Source organism: Peptoniphilus duerdenii ATCC BAA-1640 (assembly GCF_000146345.1).
GTDB lineage: Bacteria > Bacillota > Clostridia > Tissierellales > Peptoniphilaceae > Peptoniphilus_B > Peptoniphilus_B duerdenii.
This window is the reverse complement of sequence record NZ_GL397071.1, coordinates 863,676-885,417: the sequence shown is the minus strand read 5'-3', so window position 1 is coordinate 885,417 and position 21,742 is coordinate 863,676. Positions and strand designations below refer to the sequence as shown.

At 32.4% G+C, this 21,742-nt stretch carries 6 protein-coding genes and 3 tRNA genes; 4 read left to right on the top strand and 5 right to left on the bottom strand.

The window, feature by feature from the left end; genetic code table 11:
* Positions 1–729: 729 nt before the first annotated feature.
* Genes HMPREF9225_RS09785 through uvrB form a run of 3 tightly spaced genes read right to left on the bottom strand, consistent with a single transcriptional unit; the run spans position 730 to position 6,288 of the window.
* Positions 730–1,503, bottom strand: a complete 774-nt coding sequence (locus tag HMPREF9225_RS09785; RefSeq protein ID WP_008901650.1) for a L,D-transpeptidase — start codon at positions 1,501–1,503, stop codon at positions 730–732.
* On the bottom strand, positions 1,487–4,321 hold the full coding sequence (gene uvrA, locus HMPREF9225_RS03945) for an excinuclease ABC subunit UvrA (protein WP_008901649.1): 2,835 nt from the start codon (positions 4,319–4,321) through the stop codon (positions 1,487–1,489). Before uvrA ends, HMPREF9225_RS09785 begins: the two co-directional genes overlap by 17 nt.
* Positions 4,318–6,288 (bottom strand): excinuclease ABC subunit UvrB, encoded by a 1,971-nt coding sequence (gene uvrB, locus HMPREF9225_RS03940; RefSeq protein ID WP_008901648.1) that lies wholly within the window; start codon positions 6,286–6,288, stop codon positions 4,318–4,320. Before uvrB ends, uvrA begins: the two co-directional genes overlap by 4 nt.
* Positions 6,289–6,568: 280 nt before the next feature.
* On the opposite strand from uvrB, the gene HMPREF9225_RS03935 reads away from it, so the two are divergent.
* The 4 genes from HMPREF9225_RS03935 (at position 6,569) to HMPREF9225_RS03920 (ending at position 7,911) form a co-directional block, all read left to right on the top strand.
* A tRNA-Ser gene (locus tag HMPREF9225_RS03935) sits at positions 6,569–6,659 on the top strand.
* A gap of 15 nt (positions 6,660–6,674) precedes the next feature.
* Positions 6,675–6,751: transfer RNA gene (locus HMPREF9225_RS03930), tRNA-Ile, on the top strand.
* 3 nt (positions 6,752–6,754) lie between these two features.
* Positions 6,755–6,830 (top strand) — tRNA-Phe (locus HMPREF9225_RS03925).
* A gap of 151 nt (positions 6,831–6,981) precedes the next feature.
* Positions 6,982–7,911, top strand: a complete 930-nt coding sequence (locus HMPREF9225_RS03920; protein ID WP_008901647.1) for a tyrosine-type recombinase/integrase — start codon at positions 6,982–6,984, stop codon at positions 7,909–7,911.
* 368 nt (positions 7,912–8,279) lie between these two features.
* Here HMPREF9225_RS03920 and HMPREF9225_RS03915 read toward each other — a convergent pair whose 3' ends face one another.
* Entirely contained in the window at positions 8,280–14,765 is a 6,486-nt protein-coding gene (locus HMPREF9225_RS03915; protein ID WP_040551306.1) for a S8 family serine peptidase, read from the bottom strand.
* Between the two features lie 301 nt (positions 14,766–15,066).
* A complete protein-coding gene (locus HMPREF9225_RS03910; protein ID WP_040551305.1) occupies positions 15,067–21,654 on the bottom strand; it encodes an S-layer homology domain-containing protein in 6,588 nt (2,195 codons plus the stop codon).
* Positions 21,655–21,742 lie beyond the last annotated feature (88 nt).

Here is a 21,742-nt window from a genome sequence, read left to right as displayed (position 1 = left end):
CTTCCCTCTCCCTCGTAAAAGAAAATTGGAAGGAAAAAGAATTGGTTTAGGTTATTTATAGGATATTTAATAATATTTATTATGATATTTGAAAATAATTCATTTGCAAGGACTTGACCACCAGAGGTTATACCCGTTCGACTCGGAAATAAATTTCCTCGCTCAGGGTGACTGTAGTTGGCAATTTTTGAGAAATAATTGCCTAGACTAGGTCAAATATAGGTCAGATCCTTCGAAGCCCTAGCCGAAATCTTTGATTTCGTAGCAGGTCTTATGCAAAGAGTTCCAAAGAAGCCGAGCATTGCGAAGGCTGATTTGCAGAACTCGACTGCCCCTCTCCCTCGTAAAAAAAGATTTGAAGAAGAAAGAATATGGTTTTAAAGAAGTATAGGATATTTATTTACATTTATCATAATTTTTGAAATTATTTCACTTGTCTTGACTTGACCCTCGGAGGTTATACCCATTCGACTCCAGAGCCTTCGGCTCTTCCGCTCAGGGTGACTGCAATTGGGTGGTTAATCTGTACAAAGACCCTTCGACTTCAAAGGCTAACGCCTTTGCCGCTCAGGATGACTAATTGGGAGAGGTTTCGCTAGATAGGTGTTAACTATTTGCAAAGTTTATTGTAGCCTTCGGCTGTGGAAGCAAAATGTTTCCGCTACAAATGCAAGACACATTTTCCCAAACAAAAAAGTCCAAGAACTATTCTTGAACTTTCTTACTTAATTAATACTCGTATAGATCCTCTGTTTCGTAATTTTCTACCACTGGTTTTTGAGGTGTATCTTTTGGTGCTGCATTAGGATCTATTTCTTCAAAATATTGGTACACGCCCCAGGAGTTTAACTCTTCATTTCTTCCAATATAAACTGGCATACCAACTTTAGATGCTGGGAAGATATAGTTTTCTATATCGTGATTAAACATTCTTATACATCCGTTGGACACATACATTCCTATTTGATGTGGTTTGATGGTGCCGTGGATTCCATATCCGCTGTACTTACCAAGGTTTAACCCCATCCATCTCTCTCCAAGTGGATTGTACGGATCGTCCGGCGAAGTTGCCTTATACTTTCCGCCCATTCCTCCCCAAGCTGGGTTCACGTGTTTATTCATAATCTTTCCCTTTACCGCTGGAGTTGGTGTTGCTGATGCACCTACCGCTACCGGAAATTTATATAGAACTTCATTTCCCTTGTACATAGTCAAGATCCTGTTGATTAGGTTTACTGTGATCCAATTGCCATTTGTCGGTGGTTTTACATAGTCCCTCACTCTAATATTTTCAGTGTGAAGTACTTTTTTCGTCATCGCATCTACCACTCCTGTGGTTGGCACGTTTAACTCAGCTTGAAATCTCTTTATTCCTTCAATCCTTGCTGCACCTTTTAAATTTGAAAAATTATTTGGTCTTGTATAGGCAAGTGATGAATTTGGTAATGCTGCTGAGATGATGATTAGCGCCGCTAATACTATATTTTTAATTCTTTTTTTCATTGTCACCAAGCACTTTCTTTAAATATTTTCCCGTGTAGGAATTTTTATTTTTAACTATTTCTTCCGGGCGTCCCGTTGCCACAATCGTCCCTCCTCCAGAACCTCCTTCTGGTCCTAGATCGATTATGTGGTCCGCCGTCTTTATTACATCTAAATTGTGTTCGATCACCACAACTGTGTTGCCCCTGTCCACCAATTCTTGGAGAACTTCTATAAGCATGTGTATATCTGCAGTGTGAAGACCTGTTGTCGGTTCATCTAAAATGTAGATGGTGTTTCCGGTTCCTCTCTTGGATAGCTCCGTTGCAAGTTTTATTCTCTGCGCTTCTCCTCCAGAAAGTTGGGTGGATGGTTGTCCTAATTTTATATAGGATAGCCCTACATTTTGTAGTGTTTCTAACTTGCGAAGTACCCTCGGATGGTTCTCGAAAAATTCTATCGCTTCTTCCACAGTCATGTCAAGCACGTCAGAAATATTTTTGCCTTTAAATAATACTTGTAGTGTTTCCCTATTGTACCTCTTTCCTTTGCAGACTTCGCAAGGCACATATACATCTGGTAGAAAGTGCATCTCTACCTTTATTATTCCGTCTCCACTACAAGCTTCGCATCTTCCGCCTTTTACATTGAAAGAAAACCTGCCCTTCTTATATCCACGCATCTTGGCTTCGTTTGTCATGGCAAATATATCTCTTATTAAATCAAAGGTTCCTGTGTAGGTTGCTGGGTTTGAACGTGGTGTTCTGCCGATAGGACTTTGGTCAATGTCTACAACCTTGTCTATATTTTCTAATCCTTCGATTGATTTATATTTTCCAGGCTTGATCTTCGATTTGTTTACCGATGAAGCGAGGGCCTTGTATAGAATTTCATTTACCAAGGAACTTTTGCCTGAGCCACTGACTCCAGTAACACAGACGAATTGTCCGAGAGGTATCTCAACATCTATATCTTTTAGATTATTTTCCGCTGCTCCATGAATTTTTATGGTCTTGCCTGTATATTCACGCCTTGTCTTTGGAACTTCTATCTTCTTCTTGCCAGAGAGATACTGTCCAGTTATGGATCTTTCACATTTTTCTATGTCTTCCACCGAGCCTGTTGCGACGATTTCACCACCATGGATTCCCGCCTTCGGGCCGATATCCACAATCATATCACAGGCTCTCATGGTATCCTCATCATGTTCTACTACAATCAAAGTATTTCCAATATCTGTAAGCTCTCTAAGAGTTTTCAAAAGTCTGTCGTTGTCTCTTTGATGAAGTCCAATGCTCGGCTCATCAAGGACATAGATAACTCCAACCAAGTGAGATCCTATTTGAGTAGCAAGACGAATTCTCTGTGCCTCTCCACCGGAAAGGGTGCCTGCCATTCTGGACATGGTCAAATAATCGAGACCGACATTTTTTAAAAATCCTAGACGCTCTCTTATTTCTTTTAGCACCTGTTTTGCGATTATCTCTTCTTTTTCAGAAAGTTTTAGATTGTTGAAAAATTCCAGAGCATCAACGATGGACATATCCGTCACTTCTGCAATATTTTTTCCATTTACCTTTACCGCTAAGGACGCATCCTTTAGCCTCTTGCCATGACATTTTGGGCAAGGTTCGTCAGACATAAATTCATCAATCTTGTCTATAACTCTGTCGGAACTAGTCTCAGTATACCTTCTCTTTAAATTATAAATTACGCCTTCCCAGTTGCCTTTGAATCCGGTCATACCACTAAACATTGACTTGTACTTTATATTTACATTGTACTTTGTTCCGTAGAGAATGTCATTTATCATTTCAGGAGGAGCATCTTTAATCGGTGCTTTCTCGCTGAATTTATAATGTTTTGCAATCTGTTTGAAGATTTCCATGTAGTAGGTTCCGTCCACATTTGAAAATGATGCGATGGCTCCTTCGCTTATGGATAGGTCCTTGTTTGGAATGATCAGTTCTGGATCAGGCTCTTTAGAAAATCCAAGTCCATTACAAACTTCGCAGGCTCCCAGTGGACTGTTAAATGAAAATGAACGAGGAGTGATCTCTTCTATTACAATATTACAATCCGGACAAGCGAGTTTAGATGAAAACACAAAGGTCTCTCCATCTATAACATCGACATTTACAATTCCGTCGCTGGCATTTAGAGCAAGCTCAAGGGAATCGCTAAGTCTTGACTCGATTCCTTCTTTAACTATAAGTCTATCTACTACTATGGAAATATCGTGGAATGTATTCTTGTCCAGTTCCACTTCTTCTGCAGTTATGTCAAGCATCTCGCCATCTACAACCGCTCTTATGAATCCATCTTTCTTTATCTTATCGAGAACTTTTTTGTGGGTTCCCTTTCTTCTTCTCACCACTGGAGCGAGGATTACAATTCTACTTCTCTCCTCCAGTTCCATAATTCTGTCAACCATTTGGTCTACTGTGTAGGAAGTTATTTCCTTGCCGCAGATTGGACAGTAAGGATGACCCACCCTTGCAAAGAGAAGTCTCAAGTAGTCATAAATTTCCGTTACTGTACCAACGGTTGAACGAGGATTCTTGCTGGTTGTTTTTTGGTCAATAGAAATAGAAGGACTCATCCCTTCTATACTCTCAACTTCTGGCTTATCCATCTGACCCAAGAACTGTCTCGCATAGGAGGACAGACTCTCAACATACCTTCTTTGTCCTTCCGCATAGATGGTGTCAAAAGCCAGTGAGCTCTTGCCAGATCCAGATAGTCCTGTAAAAACTATAAATTTATTTCTCGGCAGAGTTAGATTCACATTCTTTAAATTGTGTTGCCTTCCGCCTTTTATAACAATATTATCTGTCAATCAATCATCTTCTTTCTAAGTTCTTCTATTTTATCACGAATTTCAGCAGCAGCTTCGAAGTTCAAGCCCTCTGCCTCTTTGTACATTCTAACCTTTAAGCCTTCAATCATGGCTTCTATTTCATCATTTGTAAATTCATCATCCACTTTGTAAGTTTCGTTACTTTCTGATGCAATTGTAGTGGCGATGACGTCCCTAATTCCTTTTTCGATGGTCTTAGGAACAATATTGTGATCTATATTGTACTGATTTTGAATCTTTCTTCTTCTTTCTGTCTCGGTTATGGTTACATCCATTGACTTGGTGATGGTATCCGCATACATGATTACTATGCCGTCCACATTTCTCGCAGCACGACCAGATGTCTGTATAAGAGAAGTCTCAGAACGAAGGAAACCTTCCTTGTCCGCATCTAAGATTGCAACGAGGGAAACCTCTGGTAGGTCCAGACCTTCACGAAGAAGGTTGATTCCAATTAGCACATCGTAAACACCTAGACGAAGATCTCTAATAATTTCCATTCTCTCGATGGTATCCACGTCGGAGTGCATATAGGTAACCTTGATTCCAAGTTCTTTAAAATACTTGGTAAGGTCCTCCGCCATCTTTTTCGTAAGTGTAGTGACAAGAGTTCTCTCGCCTTTTTCTGCCCTCTTATTTATTTCAGAAACTAGGTCATCGATTTGACCTTTAATAGGTCTTACCTCAATCTTTGGATCGAGAAGTCCAGTAGGTCTTATGATCTGTTCCACATAATTTTCTTGATGTTCCTTTTCGTAAGGTCCAGGTGTGGCACTGACATAGATTGCCTGATTGACCATGGACTCAAACTCGTTAAACCTAAGGGGTCTATTGTCTAGGGCAGATGGAAGTCTAAAACCATAGTCCACCAAGGTCTGCTTCCTAGATCTATCACCGTTGTACATTCCTCGAATTTGAGGAATGGTCACGTGGGATTCGTCAATAATTAAAAGAAAATCCTTCGGAAAATAATCTATCAAAGTGTATGGACGACTTCCCGGCTCTCTACCGGACAGATGTCTCGAATAGTTTTCTATTCCAGAACAAAATCCCATCTCTTGAAGCATTTCCAAATCGTAGTTGGTTCTCTGTTCAAGCCTTTGCGCTTCAAGTAATTTTTCCTGACCGCGAAGTTCTTTTAATCTCTCGTCCAGTTCAATCTTTATAGTTTCAATCGCCCTGTCCACCTTTTCAGAAGAAGTTGCAAAGTGGGATGCAGGAGTTATAAATGCGTGGTTTAAATATCCAGTTATATTTCCAGTTAGAGTATCTATTTCAGTAATTCTATCGATTTCGTCACCAAAAAATTCAATACGAATGGATCTATCGGAACTAGATGCAGGAAATACTTCCAAAGTATCTCCCCTAACTCTAAATGTCCCTCTTATGAAATTTATATCGTTTCTAACGTATTGAATATCCACAAGCTTAGACATGATTTCGTTTCTGTCCCTTATCATACCAGGGCGAAGAGAAATTGCAAGATGCTCGTAATCAATCGGATCACCAAGACCATAGATACAAGATACAGACGCCACAATAACCACGTCTCTTCTTTCAAAAAGAGCCATGGTTGCAGAGTGTCTCAGTTTATCGATCTCATCGTTTATAGAAGAATCCTTTTCAATAAAAGTATCCGTTCCAGGCACATACGCTTCCGGTTGATAGTAGTCGTAGTAACTGACGAAGTATTCAATTGCATTTTCTGGGAAAAATTCCTTAAACTCGCTGGCAAGTTGGTATGCAAGAGTCTTGTTGTGTGCGATTACAAGAGTCGGTCTCTGCACCTTTTCAATTACATTTGCCATGGTAAAAGTCTTGCCCGAGCCAGTAACTCCCAGCAAAGTTTGATGTTTATAACCTTTGTTTAAACCCTTGACCAAACCATCAATAGCTTCCGGTTGATCTCCAGTGGGTTTAAATTTTGAATGTATCTTAAAATCCATAATCTAACCTTTTATATAAATATATTCTTTCTAATATATTATATCTTAATGAGAAGAAAAATATTTGTCAAATGTATGTTCCTTAGGTAAAAAACTAGTTTTCACGGAAATAATCCCCCCAAAAAAAATTTTTTCTTTACTTATATAATTTAAAATGTTAAAATAGAATAGCAATTCCAAAGAGATAGATTTATCTCAAATTTTTCTGTTGACAATTCTTAGATGGTCATATATACTATTAAGAGTGATGCGGAAAACATAACCGTAGGGAATTGATACTGGAGAAATACTCAAGAGGCTGAAGAGGCTCCCCTGCTAAGGGAGTAGGGCTCATTAGGGTCGCGAGGGTTCAAATCCCTCTTTCTCCGCCAAGACTCTTTAAGTAGGGGCCTTTAGCTCAGTCGGTTAGAGCGCCCGGCTCATAACCGGTAGGTCCGGGGTTCGAGTCCCTGAAGGCCCACCATATGCCCAGATAGCTCAGTCGGTAGAGCAGTAGACTGAAAATCTACGTGTCGCTGGTTCGATTCCGGCTCTGGGCACCAAGAAACTGTTGACTTCCAAACCAGCGACAAATAGATGGTTTTGGGAGACGCTTTTGGATACGAACTTAGTTAGGTTCGTGTCCTTTCTTTTTTTTTGAAAAACTTTAGGACTCTGAAGAACCAAGAAAATTAAAGAAAGGAGCAAAGGCGTATGTTTGAATTTGATGTTAGTGCTTTAGATTGTAATCAATTGAACTTTTTAAAATATAAGGCTATGGAGGGTTTATCCTATAATACATTATATGGTTACAGCAAAGACTTTACTGTTTTTAATGAAGTTGCTCGTGGAGATAATCTTGAAGAAAAAGTTTTGAATTTCTTTCTTGAAAAAAGAGATTTAAAGGGTGGCTACAACGGATACAGAAAAAGACTCAATACTTATTTTAATTTCTTGATTGAGAGGGAGATAATTGAAGAAAATCCTATAGTGAAGTTAGGGATAAAAAGAAAGAAAGAAGATGCTGAACCTAGACCAGCTGAGAAAGAGAGTTTGAAAAAGATCTTGAGTCTTTTAGACTTAAATTCTTATACTGAATTTAGAGACTATGTTTTCATATTGTTGACTTTGGATACTGGGATAAGACCAGCTGAAGCGGTGCAAGTCTATGAAAATTTGTTTGACTATTATAATAAGGATCTTCGGATTACCCCAAGTATTGGAAAATGTAATAAATCTCGGATACTTCCCTTATCTGATGGAGTGATTAAATATGTTAAGAGGCTTTTTGAAATTAATAAGAGAAATAACTTCAAGTCTAATAATCTCTTCCTATCTGATTCTGGTAAAGAGTTATCCACAACTGCTATACAAAGAAAGTTTGCTAGGTACTGCGATATCTTAGAACTCTGTGGAGAAGATAGGATTACCCCCTATCAACTTCGACACTACTTCGCTACAACATACTTAGAAAACGGCGGTAACATAGTTTATCTCCAATATTTAATGGGTCATAGTGATATTAAAATGACTAAGAAATATCTAAAGATTAATCAAGATTCTGTTGCTAATGAACATAGAAGATTTTCACCTGTTAATGATATCATGTTCGGTAAAAAGAGAATAACAAAAATAAATATATAATAGTTAGAAAAAATTTTTAATGAAAATTTGAGGATGTTTTGAAGATGTTGGATCGTCTGGCTCATTCTATGCGTTTAATTGTATCTAGTTTACAAACAAATAAAATTATCTTTTTTTCTATGTAATAGATTCTATATTTCTCAATGGCTATTCTATTAAATGTAATAATTGAATTTAAGGCATTTAGATTTCCTTCTAGAATTCGTTAAAGAGTTTATTAATAATTTTAAGTAGAATATATTTTAAATCTTAATTTATTGTCTTTAGCTTGTTGCCTTAAATCATGTACAGCTTAAAAATCGACTATCTCAACTTTGAAATATAGAAATAGGCACATTAAAAAATGTACCTATTCCTAAATTTCATATTTAATTATTCATCAAATTCACAATAACTCTAGCAATTTCCGCTCTTGTTATACTGTCTTTTGGTGCAAATTTTCCATTATTTCTGCCTTCAAACAATCCTCTTTTTACAGCTTTTTTAACTTCAAGCTTAGCCCAATCGGATATATCTTTTTCATCCTTAAACTCAATATTTTTTGCATCTTTTCTCTTGATGTTTAAATTTTCCACATATCTATTTAAAATAGCCGCTACTTCTTCTCTAGTTATTTCTCTATCTTTTTTGAATTCACCATCTTCATAGCCCATAACTATTTTATTTTTATATGCCCAATTAATATAGCCTGTATCTTCAGAGCTGATGTCTAAATCTTTAAAGTTTTTATCTTTGTAGTCATTAGGATTAATTCCTTGAAGTTTAGCTAAAGCCTTAACTAAAATAAGTCTTGTAGCTTTTTTGTCTGGTTCAAAATTTCCATCTTTATCTTCCATAATTTTTTTATTAAGGACCTTAGCTATAAATTCTTTAGCCCAATGTTTTTCATAATCGATTTTATTAATTTCTTTAGAAGAGTTCACCTCTTTTTTCACTATTACTGGGATAGAAAATACTTTAGCAGAATTATAACCTCTATTATCAGTATAATTATCAAAGCCCCTTTGAGCATTTTCGTTAGACCCTTCTTTTGGTTTAACATTAGGTTTTAAATTAGGCTTATCCTCTTCTGGTTTATCTGATTCATTTTTTTTCTCTACATAAACTTTTACTTGAATATTATCATTAGAAAATTTATAGCCTAATTTTTTTAAAGATAAAGTTAAATTTTCTTCATTTTTTACACCGATATCTTTTATAAATATTTTATAAATATTTTCAGTCTTCTCAATTTTTTCAACCTTTGCTCCTAATAAATTTATATCTTCAATTTTAAGATTAATTTCTTCGGAAAGTTTTAAAGTAATAGTTTTTGTAGTTTCTGTTTCAGATTTTCCATCAGATTCTAAACTTATAACAGTAACATTTTTTATTATTAATTTTCCTTCATTAAATTTCAAAGAACTAATAGCTTCATTTAATTTATCGTTTATTTTTTCGATTGCTTCTTGACTATCTGCCTTGTTTATTATACTTTCAGCTTCTTTAAGAACTGTGTTAAGATTTTCATAATCATCTTTTTTAACCCATTTTTTACCTAAAGGTATATCCGAACCGTCTTGACTAATTAATATTTCTTTTTCAGCAAGTTTTCCTTTTGCAATATTAATAGCTTCAATAAGTTTTTCAAAATTTAAACTCACTTTTTTAAATATTACTTTAAGTTTCACATCTTTATCAGGCATTATAAACTCTGCCTTTTCTAGTTCTTTATCGTTACATAATATCTTATCCAGAACATAACCATCATTTGCTATTGCCGATATAGAAATTCCTTCCCCAGCTACAGCTTTATTTTTATTTACTTGGACAGTTCCATTTTCCGAAGGCAAAATTTCTATATTATGAATAATTTTTTTATCTTCAAGCTTTGGAGTAACTTTGAGATTACCGCTCCTCATTATAAACTTGAAGTTTCCACTGCTATCAGGGTATAAAAACTCTCTTTCTTTTTTTACTTCTGTTTTTGTTCCATAAAAACCATCTGGAACCTGATACTCAATCTCATAGTCAAGATAAAAACCACTTAAAACTTTTCCATTTAAGTTGCCGCTATAATTTAATTCTACAAATTCCCCTTCTTTACTTGTGCTTTTATTACTTGTTATTTTAATCCCCGCAGAATTATTTAGGCTTATAGTATAATCTTTTATAGGATATGGCGTTTTCCCGTATTTTATATTAAGTGTGCTTCTGTCTTTAGAAATTACTATTTGACTTGTTGGTTTGTCGACGTAATAACCGTTTATTTCTGATAAGTCTACATTAAGTGAATATACACCGTAAGGAATATCTTGAATATTAATTCTTTGGTTATAACCAGGATATGGCATTTTAAATTCTAAATCATTTTGTTTTTTATCTATTCTTCTTAATTTGTAAATATAAGGCTTTCCATTTAAAAGCTGATTAAATATTCCAGCATCAGTTTGTCCATAGAATCCCCAATCAGGCCAAATAGCTAATTCGCCTTTCTTATCTAAGTTTTTAAAGCTTTTCCAGTTAAAGTCTAAATTTTTATTATTTGTGCTTGGTCCTAAACTATATTCTAATATAGGTTTATCTACAAAGTAACCAACTACTGAGGTAATAGCTTCAATTTTATAAACTCCATAAGGTAGATTTTCAAACTCTTTTATTTCTTCTCCTTTTTCATTTGTAACTTTATATTTTACTTCAAAATTATTATTTAATACTCCATCTACCCTTGTATTGATACTAAAACACCCTTTTTTAGAATTATCATTCTTGTAAATTTTAAATTTTGGTGCTGCACTTTTTTCTCTTAGATCTAGTTCGATTTGTGCAGGATCAGAAAAGTAACCTTCTGGTAATTTTACTTTTGCCTTATAACATGCTGGTGGTAACTCCAAATTCTTTCCAGCAAACTTATGTCTGTCCCATTCTTTAAAATCATCACCACTTAGGATATATTCAAGCTCTAACCCAATATCATTTTCATTTATGCCTTGGGCTTGACTGGTATCAAATTGCGGTAGGATTTGATTAAATTTAGGACCAATATATAGAAATTCTACATCTTCGTTAATTTTTCCGTACTGCCCCACTGTAAATGTTATTTTTTCAGGGATTAATTTCCAATCCTTAGCAGTACTTATACATTCTGCAGTCCATTCTCCTTCGGATATTTTGGTTTTAAATTCATTAGATATCTTTGAGCCAAAACCAGATTTAGCTTCAACATCAATACTATAACCACTTTTATTTGTTAACCTAATTTTAGGTCTTCCTATCTTTTCAAAGTCGCCCTTCTTTGTATAAACTTTTATTGGCAAACTTATATTACTAGGGAATGTTCCTTTAAGAATAAAAGTAATGCTAGGATTGATGTTTGATTTTGTTATTTCAAAGTCTATTTCTGGTTTTTCACAAGAATATTCTATAGATTTTAATATAAGTTTTGCCTTGTATTTTCCTACTGGCAAATCTTCCATTCCTAAATATAGTTGATCTTTTTCATCATAAATTTTTATTTCATAATCTTTTTTGTCTAAACTCACATCTAAATAGTTATTTCCCCATGTGTTTTTCTTAAAGTCTACCGATAAACTTCCCAAATCTTCTTTTTGTAAAATTGATTTTATAGATTTAAAAAACACATTGCCCGCAAAATCTTCAATTCTTAAATACGTACTAGTAATTTTATCCTTATCATATGGAATTGAAATTTTTTCGCTATAATCCATATATTTTTTAGATTCTAGATTTCCATCCTTATCATAAACTTCTATTAAAGCTTTAGAAACTCCGCTTCCATTCTCCGCAATATCTGCATTTATAGAACCATCCATTAATTCCATGTTTATCAGCTCTGGTTTAGTCTTATCTAAAATGATATTGAATTCATATTTTTGTTCCTTAGCCTTCTCGTCTACACCTCTTGCATAAAACACGTATTTATATTTTCCTTCAGTAAGCAAATTGCCACCTGAATCTTTTCCATCCCAATTATATTTGTCACTTTCAGAATAAATATGTCCATCGCCTGACTCAGATAAAGCTTCATTCTTTTTACCAACATCAATTATCCCGTCTATTTTTTTCCCATTATCTCCAATTAGTGTTTCTCCAGAATGATTTATCTTACCTTCATAAACTAATTCATCTTTGATATTATAAACCTTTATATGATCTTGTATATATTGAGAAATAAATACCCCTCTTAAACTTACATAATCTAAATTCCCATCATTGTTTGGTGAAAAAGCTATTTTCTCTTTTTCAAATTTTCTTATAAAATCTCCTGTTTTTGTAGTTTCTCCTAAAACTACAACTTTTTCTTTATTCTTTCCTATTAAGCTTGTAAAAGGATTTGTTTTTTCAGAATTTTTTTGTCTATAATATTTCGGGTAATCATTAGAGCTTTCTGATAAATCAGTGAATTCATATATAGGTCTTTCTAAAACAGGAGTGTCATAGAAATTTACTTTATTTCCATCCTTATCAATTTTTCTAAATCCTATATAAGGTAGTCCTATATCTGGTTGTTCTGGAGTATTTGAAACTATTTTTATAAATCCTTCAACAAAATATCCATTTATGAAATCTTTCAATATATCTTTGTCTTTTTCAGAAATATCAAGAGATAAATTTATATTTTTACTTTCACCTGGTTTTAAATTAATTTCTTCTTCTCTTGTAATATCATTTGTAATTTTTTCAACTCCTAAAGGAATTATAAATCCTTTTTTTGAAGAATCTAATTTATCTGTTTGGCAAGTTACAACTATCTTATTAAATATAAGATTCTTAGTCTTACTTATATTATGAACAGTGAAATTTAAATTAAATCTCGTATCTACTGCTCCTAAGTTTATTTTAGAAACCTCTTTATCCTTGTTAGGAGTTAATGAACTCACATACGCATATGTTCTCAGTACATTTTCCTTGCTAACTAAACCTGCCCCTTGTTTACGAGGAGATACATAATAGTTTTCATTTTTTAATTTATTAGGCTGAGCAGTTGACATCAATAAGTTTTTAATTAAATCATAATTTTTAGATTTATCACTATCTGAATTATCGCTAGGTAATAAAAGATCATTATCTTTTTTTAGCCTTTCTTGTAACAACCCTGCTATTCCTGCTACTTGTGGAGCTGCCATTGATGTCCCTGATTTATCTCCATGCGTATTTCCAGGTTGAGCCGCCCAAACATGTCCTCCTATCGCTGTTATTTCAGGTTTTAAATCGAACTCTGGGCTTGGTCCCCAACTTGAAAAATATGACATTTCTCCATCGTTGTTTAATTTAAAACTATTTTTTTCTTTCTTTATAACCACAAAAGCTGATGACTTTGATTTTTCTTTTAATATTAAGCCTGCGGATCTTAAAACAAAGATTGGCATAATAGCAGGGTCTTTAATTCCCATATTAACCCAATCATCACTATCAGTATTGTCATAAATTATAGCTGCTTTAGCTCCCTTTGATGCAACCAAGGCAACTTTTTCATCAAAACGATTTAATCCTCTTTCTATTAAAGCAACTTTCCCTTTTAAATAATCGCCTGACATTTTACTAACTTCTTCTTTCGTAGCATGCCCTACATCAACTAATTCAAGTTCTTGGTCATATGCTTCGATTAATGCCTCTTCTTGGCATGGATAATAAGGGATTTTTTCACCCTTAACTTCCAAATATGGAAGAACCACACTGTCATTATTCATCGATGCCACGGCTATAACATCTTTTATTATGGCTGGGTCGGATACAGTCCCATAATTCGGCTGATCTTTTTTAGGTGCTTGTATTTCAGAGTCTGTATGTGCTGAATTACCTGTAGATACACTAACTAAAACCCCAGCTTTTCTTGCTACATCTACAGCCTTTAATACGTCTTCTCCTACATTTCTAAGTGTAGAATTTGGTACACCTATACTCATGTTTATGGAGCTAGCCCCTAAAACGATACTATCTTCAATTGCCTTTACATATTTGCTTGGCTCTGTACCACTATTTTCTCCTGCAAATATTGTCATTGCCAGTATTTGTGCATTAGGTGCTTGTCCTTTAAATCCTTTTGAAGCAGCTGCAATAGCAGCAACATGAGTCCCATGTGAAGGATTACCACCTGAAACATTATCTGTATTATTAGCATAGTTAAATCCATAAGGAAATTTATTATTTATCCATTTACCTTGATAATTCTCTGGGGAAGCTGTTCTTAATTTACTTAGCACTTCATTTATTTTCGATTCACTTTCATATTTTGCACCTGTAACATCTTCCATAATAAAATCTTTGTGGTCTGTATCAAAACCAGAATCTATTATGGCAATTAATTCCCCCCTACCAAAGGTAGTTTCTGGATTATAGCTTCTTTCCATAAGTTTTATTTTGTATTCTTGAGGTCTTTTTGCAAGTTTCAGGTCTGGGTAATTCAATGATATTCTTTCGACATCGTCTATTTCACTCAAAACTTTAAGTTCATCCAAACTTAAATTTAAACTCAAGCTTTGACTTACAATATAACTAACTTCTTCAAAGTATACATTGTGTCCCAATAATTTTTCAAAATCTGTTATAAATTTTTCATGATATCTTTTAGATAAACTTATCTGATCGCAAATTTTATCTATTGAACTAAAAGAAAAATCCTTAATTTTGTATTCATCTTTATCTTTTAATACCAATAGAACTGGAATTCTTTCATTTTGATTTACTAAAACACCTCTTCTAATTAAAGATTCTTTTATTTTTTCAAATTTTTTATTAGTCTTTTCTATACTAGCAGCTTCAATATTCCCTTCATTTTCACTATATGCCATTACAGGACTTAAAGATGTTAAACAAATAGTAAAAGCTAGAAAAAAAACAAATATTCTTTTCAACAATTTTAAAACCTTCCTTTTTTTATATTTTTATAAAATAAACTTGAAATAGTATTTCAATAAAAGTATTATGTACTAAATTCTTTTATAATTTTTTAATCATCTCGTATTTAGAAAATTGGTATCCCGTATCTAAATAATACATAAACTCCAAGCTTACTTTAGTTGATTTCGATTATAACTTGAATCTGTACACTATATGATTTTCAAAAATATATAGTATACAGATTCATTTCTTAAGCCATATTCTTAATTAATTATTTATTGTAAAATTTAATTTGATAAACAACTTATAAAGAATTTACAAAAGATTAATCAAATGAAAAGATGGTATGGATATTCCGCCATTATTATCAGTTACATTAATTAATTTATAAACTGCTTCTTTATTTCCCTTTTTTAAAATTAACTTATCATCACTTTCTATTTTATCGGTGTCATTTTTTATTGTTTCTTCATATGCTTTTTGTATCTTTATACTATCGTATTTATCAGCATTTTTAATTTTACCAATAAATTCTTTTACAGTTATATCACTTGTAAGTTCTTCTCTATCTCCTGATATTTCATTTTTCTTAATTGTCCCAAACTTATATGCTCCTCCAAAATCTGGAACTTCTAACTCTAAATCTTTATAAGTTTCTATTATATAGATTTTTGTTTCATTAACTGGAGCTAGACTTGAAGATGGCTTCTTTATTGTGACTTGCATTTTGTCTCCGTCTTTAAGCGTACTTTCATCAGTTAATTCATCCCAACCTCTTTTAAACTTAATACCACTGAACTTATCCCTATTTCTTAACTTAGATAGGAATTCTTTAACAGTCATAGCTTCAGTTATATTCGTATTTTGAGATTTAATTTTCAGAGAAAATTTATTGCTTGAGTCTACGATAAAATCTTCCCCAAAATCTGGATGAATTTCTTTTACTTCACTTTCTTCAAAAATTAAGTTATAAACTTTTGTTATTTTCTTAGGATCATTTTTAGCAGTAATACGAAGAGTATTTCCCTCTTTTAATTTATCTGAACTCTTAGCCTTTCTTACTTCTAATTTGCTAAAATCATTAGAATTTACAACATAGCCCAAAAACTCTCCTACAGTTAATTCTGTAGTAAGTTTTACTCTACCTGAAGAAATAGTCTTTTTGTCGTGGTCTACAGTGAAATTATCTCCAAAATCTACTTTTGATATCTCTATACTTGGATTAGGCATAATCGCAGGTTTTACAATTAAAATATATCTTTGAGGATATCCCCCAGAATTCGGAGATAGCAATACAAAGTCCCCTTGTTCTAACTTTTCTTTGCCCATCTTTGGTTCATAGGTTACACCGCTATTAACCTTAATTGATAGGAATTCATTTTTATTCTCAATAAGGTTTAAGAACTCTTCTACTGTTACGTTGGTATCTAATGCCTTATTTCCTGACTTGATTTTATTACCAAATGGACCTGCACCAGTTTCAACTGTAAATGCACTATTTCTAAATACTAATCCTGTCTTTTTTTCTTCAAGAATAATAGTATATTCATCTTTTTCTCCAGTTTCAACTCTTACAATAAGCTTATCTCCAGTAGCTAATTTGTCACTAGTACTTTTTGTATTGCCTATTTTATCAGCTACACTAAGGCTTTGCTTAGCATGTCCCTTTTCAATGTTTGATAAGAATTCTTCTACTGTAGTATTTTCTGTTATCTTTTTAAGACTACTACTTATTGTTTTTTTGCTTGGTATTATAGTATAAAAACCAATTTCTTTATCATCTTTCTTTGAAGTTATACTTAAATCAGAAGCTTCCTTAGATTTTTCTACAGTTATAACATAATTAGCCTTTGTTCCATCTTCTGCTGTAACTTCTAGATAGTCTAGTTTTTCAAGCAATTCTGTATCTTTCTTTTCTACCCTTGAAGGAATGAGTCTTACAACTTTTAGTTCTTGATTTGGATGCCCTTTTTGAATTTGCTTTAAAAACTCTGCTACTGTAACTTTATCGGTTATTTTAAATTCTCCTGATTTTATTAACCCTCTATCACCATTTATAATAATATTTAAATTGTCCTTGTTTTCTGAATTTTTTACAGAAGTAACTTTTTTATCATTACTAATTGGTTTTGCATTTGAACCTACTTCAAATATTGTATAAGAGTCATTTCTTGGGAATGCTTGAATGTGAGATGTATACACAACATTATCTTCTAAATACTTATAGGCTTCTTCGAGAGAGATTTTTCCGTTATTGTCAACATCTCCAACAACATCGCCATTTATTCCAGCAACACGAGATAAAACTTTAGTGAATTTACCTACTTTTTCTTTTTTATCTTCAAAAGAGTATTCATCTTCTGAACTAGCTGTTAACACTTTATATTCATTAGTTGTAAGATATCCAACTGAACGCTCTCTTAATAATGAAGTATCAAAAGCCCTTTGTATATTTTCATTAAATTCTTTTGAATTTATAGCTAAGCTTGTCTTTGAAGTAGAAGTTGTTACAGCATCTACTTTCTTGCCAATAAAACCGCCAGAATTACAAGAATCAAGTATTAACACTTTTGTTCCTGGTATCTTATCTAAAGCTTCTCTTAATTCATTTACACTAATCCATAGTTTTATTTGCTTTTCTTTGTTTTCTGCATAATCTGTAGTACAAATATAACTTATGCCATCTACATTATTTCCATGTCCAGAATAATATAAATAACTTACATCATTGGACTTAGCTCCCTTGAAAGCCTCGCTAATCTTATTCAAAAATTCTTGTTTCTTAGTATTTTCAACAACAGTGATATTCTCGAATTTATTTGAATCTATTTCTTGGTTTTCAAACACTTTTTTCATTAGCACCTTGTCTGTTTTTGGTCCTACTAAATTAAGCTTGTCATTACCATAATCACTATTTGCGACAATTAATGCCCTATATGTCTTTTTAGCATATTTTAATTTAATGGTTCTTTCTTCCTTTTGTTCATATTTTTGAACAATTAAGATATATCCATCCCTAACATCTGTAGTATCTTCGCCATTATTGTTTTCAATCTTAATACTTGCATTCTCTTGAACTTCTAGTGCATTTTTTATCTGATCCAATGTAGCATTTTCTGAAACTTCAATAAATGTTGTACCAAAATTAGAAACTATACTTTTATCTTTAATAGAAATAACTAAAGAATTATCTTGGTGTTCTTCAAATATAATTTGATAAATTTTTGTATTCTTTCCATTTTCAGCTGTTACTACCAAATAATCATTGTTTTGGATGTTTTCATAGCTTTTCTTATATTTATATATATTTTCATAAGATAAACTATTATTGTTTATATATTCTTTTGAATAGACTCTAAGAACTTGTCTTTCATTTCCCTTTACAATGTTTTTAATAAATTCAGATACACTTGTCTTATTGTTAATTGAATTGTTAATAGGCTTTATAGTATTCTCTTTTATTTCATATTTTGTTGAAGTTATAGTAGTGTCTTCGCTTAGTGGTTTTAAAGCCTTTTTAATATGAATAATAAACTTTTCACTCCTAAAGTTTATTCCAACTCTAGGATCTCTATATTTAACAATTATTTGTTTTGTACCAAACTCAGTGTCCTTATCATTTATTTGCAATTTATCTAGGTATTCTTTTTTAATTGTTACTGTTTTTTTATCTGAATCGATATCTAAATATTTTCTATTAAAACGGAAGTTACCATTACCAAGATTTTCTATACTATCATCGCCCCAGTTTGTTGGGAATGGTTCAATATCTAGGCAATTTTCCAAATCGACATCATTTTTCTCTAATTCTAGACCTTTTGAATTTCTTATGCTTGTTATTTTAAATGTCATTCCGTTAATAGGTGCATTCCCTTGAGTAAATGTAAGAGTACTTACAGGTTCGACTTTTACACTAGAATTATTTACAATATTCAGTTTAAGTGTTGTCTTCGCATCTAAAATATTATTATCTAAGTCTGTTAAAGATACAACTACATCATGTGATTTCCCAAAAACAGGAGTTGAAATCATGTCTAAGAAAGTTTTCTTTATTGTTATCGTATCGCCATTTACTTCAAAATCTTCTTTTTTAGCTTCGCTATAAGATATTCTAACTTTTAAATTTTCTACAAGCTTTGTTTTAGAAATTTCTACATTATTTCCACTAGCATCTTTAATCTCATTTATCTTTATTTTTAGGCCTTCATTAGGAGCAAAGCTTTCATAAATAGTCGCTTCTTTATTTCCTTCAAACTCTGCCTTCATAGAAGAGCTATTGTCTACCGAAATATCAAAAGATTTTTGAACTTTTGAAACATTATTTGCTTCATCTTTATATTCAATCTTTATAGTTGAAAATTTCAATAAGTTATTTAATAATGTTTTGTTTAAAATAACCTTATCATTTTCTTCATTAACTCTAAACTCTGTTGTCTCTTTATCTCCAACAAAAACCTTAATGTTATTTGTAAGAGTTGATTTTTCCTTTGTAACCACATTTCCTGTTTTATCTTTAATTTCTAAAATTTCAACAGGAAGCTCTTCCGCATTTTTTAGAGTTATATTTGTAAATTGTGGTTTTATTACAAAATTGGAATAATCATTATCTCTAATATTTAAGATATGAACTTTTTCTTTTTCAACATTGGCGTTGTTTTGTAAATTTGCATTTGGTAAATCTATAGTTAAATCATCAGTAATTGTTAAAGATGGGTTTAATATAACTTTTCCGCCACCATTACCAACTATCTTAATAGATTTTACTTGTTTACTTTTAATTTTTTCATTTGGAATTATTAAATCCTTATCATCATCTTTTACAATAATTAATTCTTCGTTTTGAAGTCTAGAATACTCCTTATTGATTTCATCTACAGGTTTTTTAAATCTAGTTTGATGACCCATGTATATAGGAGTGCAATTTAAAACTCCTTCATTTTTATCATTTTGCTCTTTTGAAGCAATTGTATTAATTTCAAATAAGTCTTTTAAAAATTTATCCTTATCATCATAATATTTTTCATTTATCTTGACACCATACACACTTTTATCTACATATGCAATGCCAAGTCCAACTTCAAATCTATTACCCACTTTTCCTGCTGGATCAGTGAAACTTGTCGTCTTTATTTCTTTAGAACCGTATTTAGAAATAATATTATTCTTTACGTTTATGTCCTTTCCTCTACCGAAAAGATTGATATCAATACCATTCTGGCCAATGTCTTCTAATATATTTCCCTCTACACTTAAACTAGCATTTTCACTAACAGTAACGCCTATACCGTGATATCCATATCCTAGTATTTTATTTTCTTTAATTTCTGTAAGTGTTCCATTTTTAGTTCTAGTATTAATTCCAATGGCAGAATTATTGTAATTTTTACCTTCAATATCTGCACCAAGACCCTTAAAAGTATTATTATTAATCTTTAAATAGCCACTATCTAATGAAGACAAGATTTTTATACCGTTTTTAGCACTTCCAACATTATTTCCAAAATTAAATGTGTTATTTATAATCTCTAAGTCAGATATAGGCATCTTAGTACTACCAGATTGAGAGATAGCCGAATCTAATATCATGCTTTCTTTTGGTGTTTCTTCTAAGAAAAAGTTTAGTCCTTCAATTCTTTTTGTAGAAGATTGTAAATCTAGTCCACCATTAATTTGATTGCCCTTAAGACCAAGTACAGTTTTGCTTGTTTTAAAAGGTTTATCTAATTTAACTTCCCCAACAAAAAGAGTAATATTTTCACTAGCATCTTTGTCATCATAAGCTACAAGTTCTCCATCTTTATCCATATAGATACCGCTTGTAACTTCTGGAAGTTTACCATTAAATTTTTCGCATTTTATTTTAAGATCTTCTGCATATAAAAGTACTTTTGTAGTATCCTTAAAAACTTTACCTATGCAATAATTCTTCGATGAAAGGTATTGTTCACCTAAAATATTTTTAATTTCTTCTTTATTAGCCTCTTTATCCACTTCAAATAAATAAAGATTGTTTCCTACGCTAGTCATTTTTAACGGGTTTGACTTATTATCTGGAAGGCTAGGCTTATCTGGTAGCTCTGGTTTATTTGGAACATTTGGTTTATCTGGAACATTAGGCTTATCTGGTGTACTTGGTCCATAAGAGCTATTACCTGAGTAAGAATTGTTATAACTATTGCTATTTGTTGATGAACTCTTGCGTTCCTTTACTTCATTTGTTTTAATGTTTTGGTCTTTCTTTTTCCCAACTAAACGCTTATATTCTTTAATTCCCTCTTCTGCACTATCAATTAATACACAAATCTCTGCTCTTGTAATTGATTTGTCTGCCTTGAAAGTTCCATCTGGATAGCCTTTCATATACCCTTTTTCTATCATTAAATTTATTGAATTTCTAGCCCATGATGGAATTTCATCCTTAAAATCTAATTTCTGTTCTTTCTCTATATTCTTTTCTTTTGAAAATATCCTTGTTAGAAAAGCCGCAGCCTCAGCTCTAGTAACCTCTGAATTTGGTCTAAATGTCCCATCTGGATACCCTGATGTATAACTTTCGCCAACAGCTATTGAAATACCTTCATAGCACCATAGCTCTGATGATACATCGCTAAATTTCACATCAGCTTTTTTTGAAAAATCAAAAGATTTATTAATTATACTAATAAATTCTCCTCTTGTGATTTTCTTGTCAGGCTTAAAAGTTTTATCTTCATACCCATTAACTATTCTCTTTTCAGCAAGTTTAATAATACTAGTTTTTGCCCAATGATTTTCTGGAATATCATTAAATTGATTTAGCTCACTTGGCACATTAGCAAAAATTGAAACTTGCAAAACAGATACCAACATAATAAACGCTAATAAAAACGTCATTGTTTTACAATAAATATTGTTTTTTTTCATAAAAACCTCCTTGTGTAATATTTTTATATTTTTGGTAAATATGTATACCATGGAAAGGTCTTTAAAATAAGAATCACCACACAATTCC

Excerpts from the sequence above, each read along its gene's own strand:
- HMPREF9225_RS03910 (WP_040551305.1), bottom strand. The coding sequence starts at position 21,654 with ATGAAAAAAAACAATATTTATTGTAAAACAATGACGTTTTTATTAGCG.
- HMPREF9225_RS03920 (WP_008901647.1), top strand. The coding sequence starts at position 6,982 with ATGTTTGAATTTGATGTTAGTGCTTTAGATTGTAATCAATTGAACTTT.
- HMPREF9225_RS09785 (WP_008901650.1), bottom strand. The coding sequence starts at position 1,503 with ATGAAAAAAAGAATTAAAAATATAGTATTAGCGGCGCTAATCATCATC.
- uvrB (WP_008901648.1), bottom strand. The coding sequence starts at position 6,288 with ATGGATTTTAAGATACATTCAAAATTTAAACCCACTGGAGATCAACCG.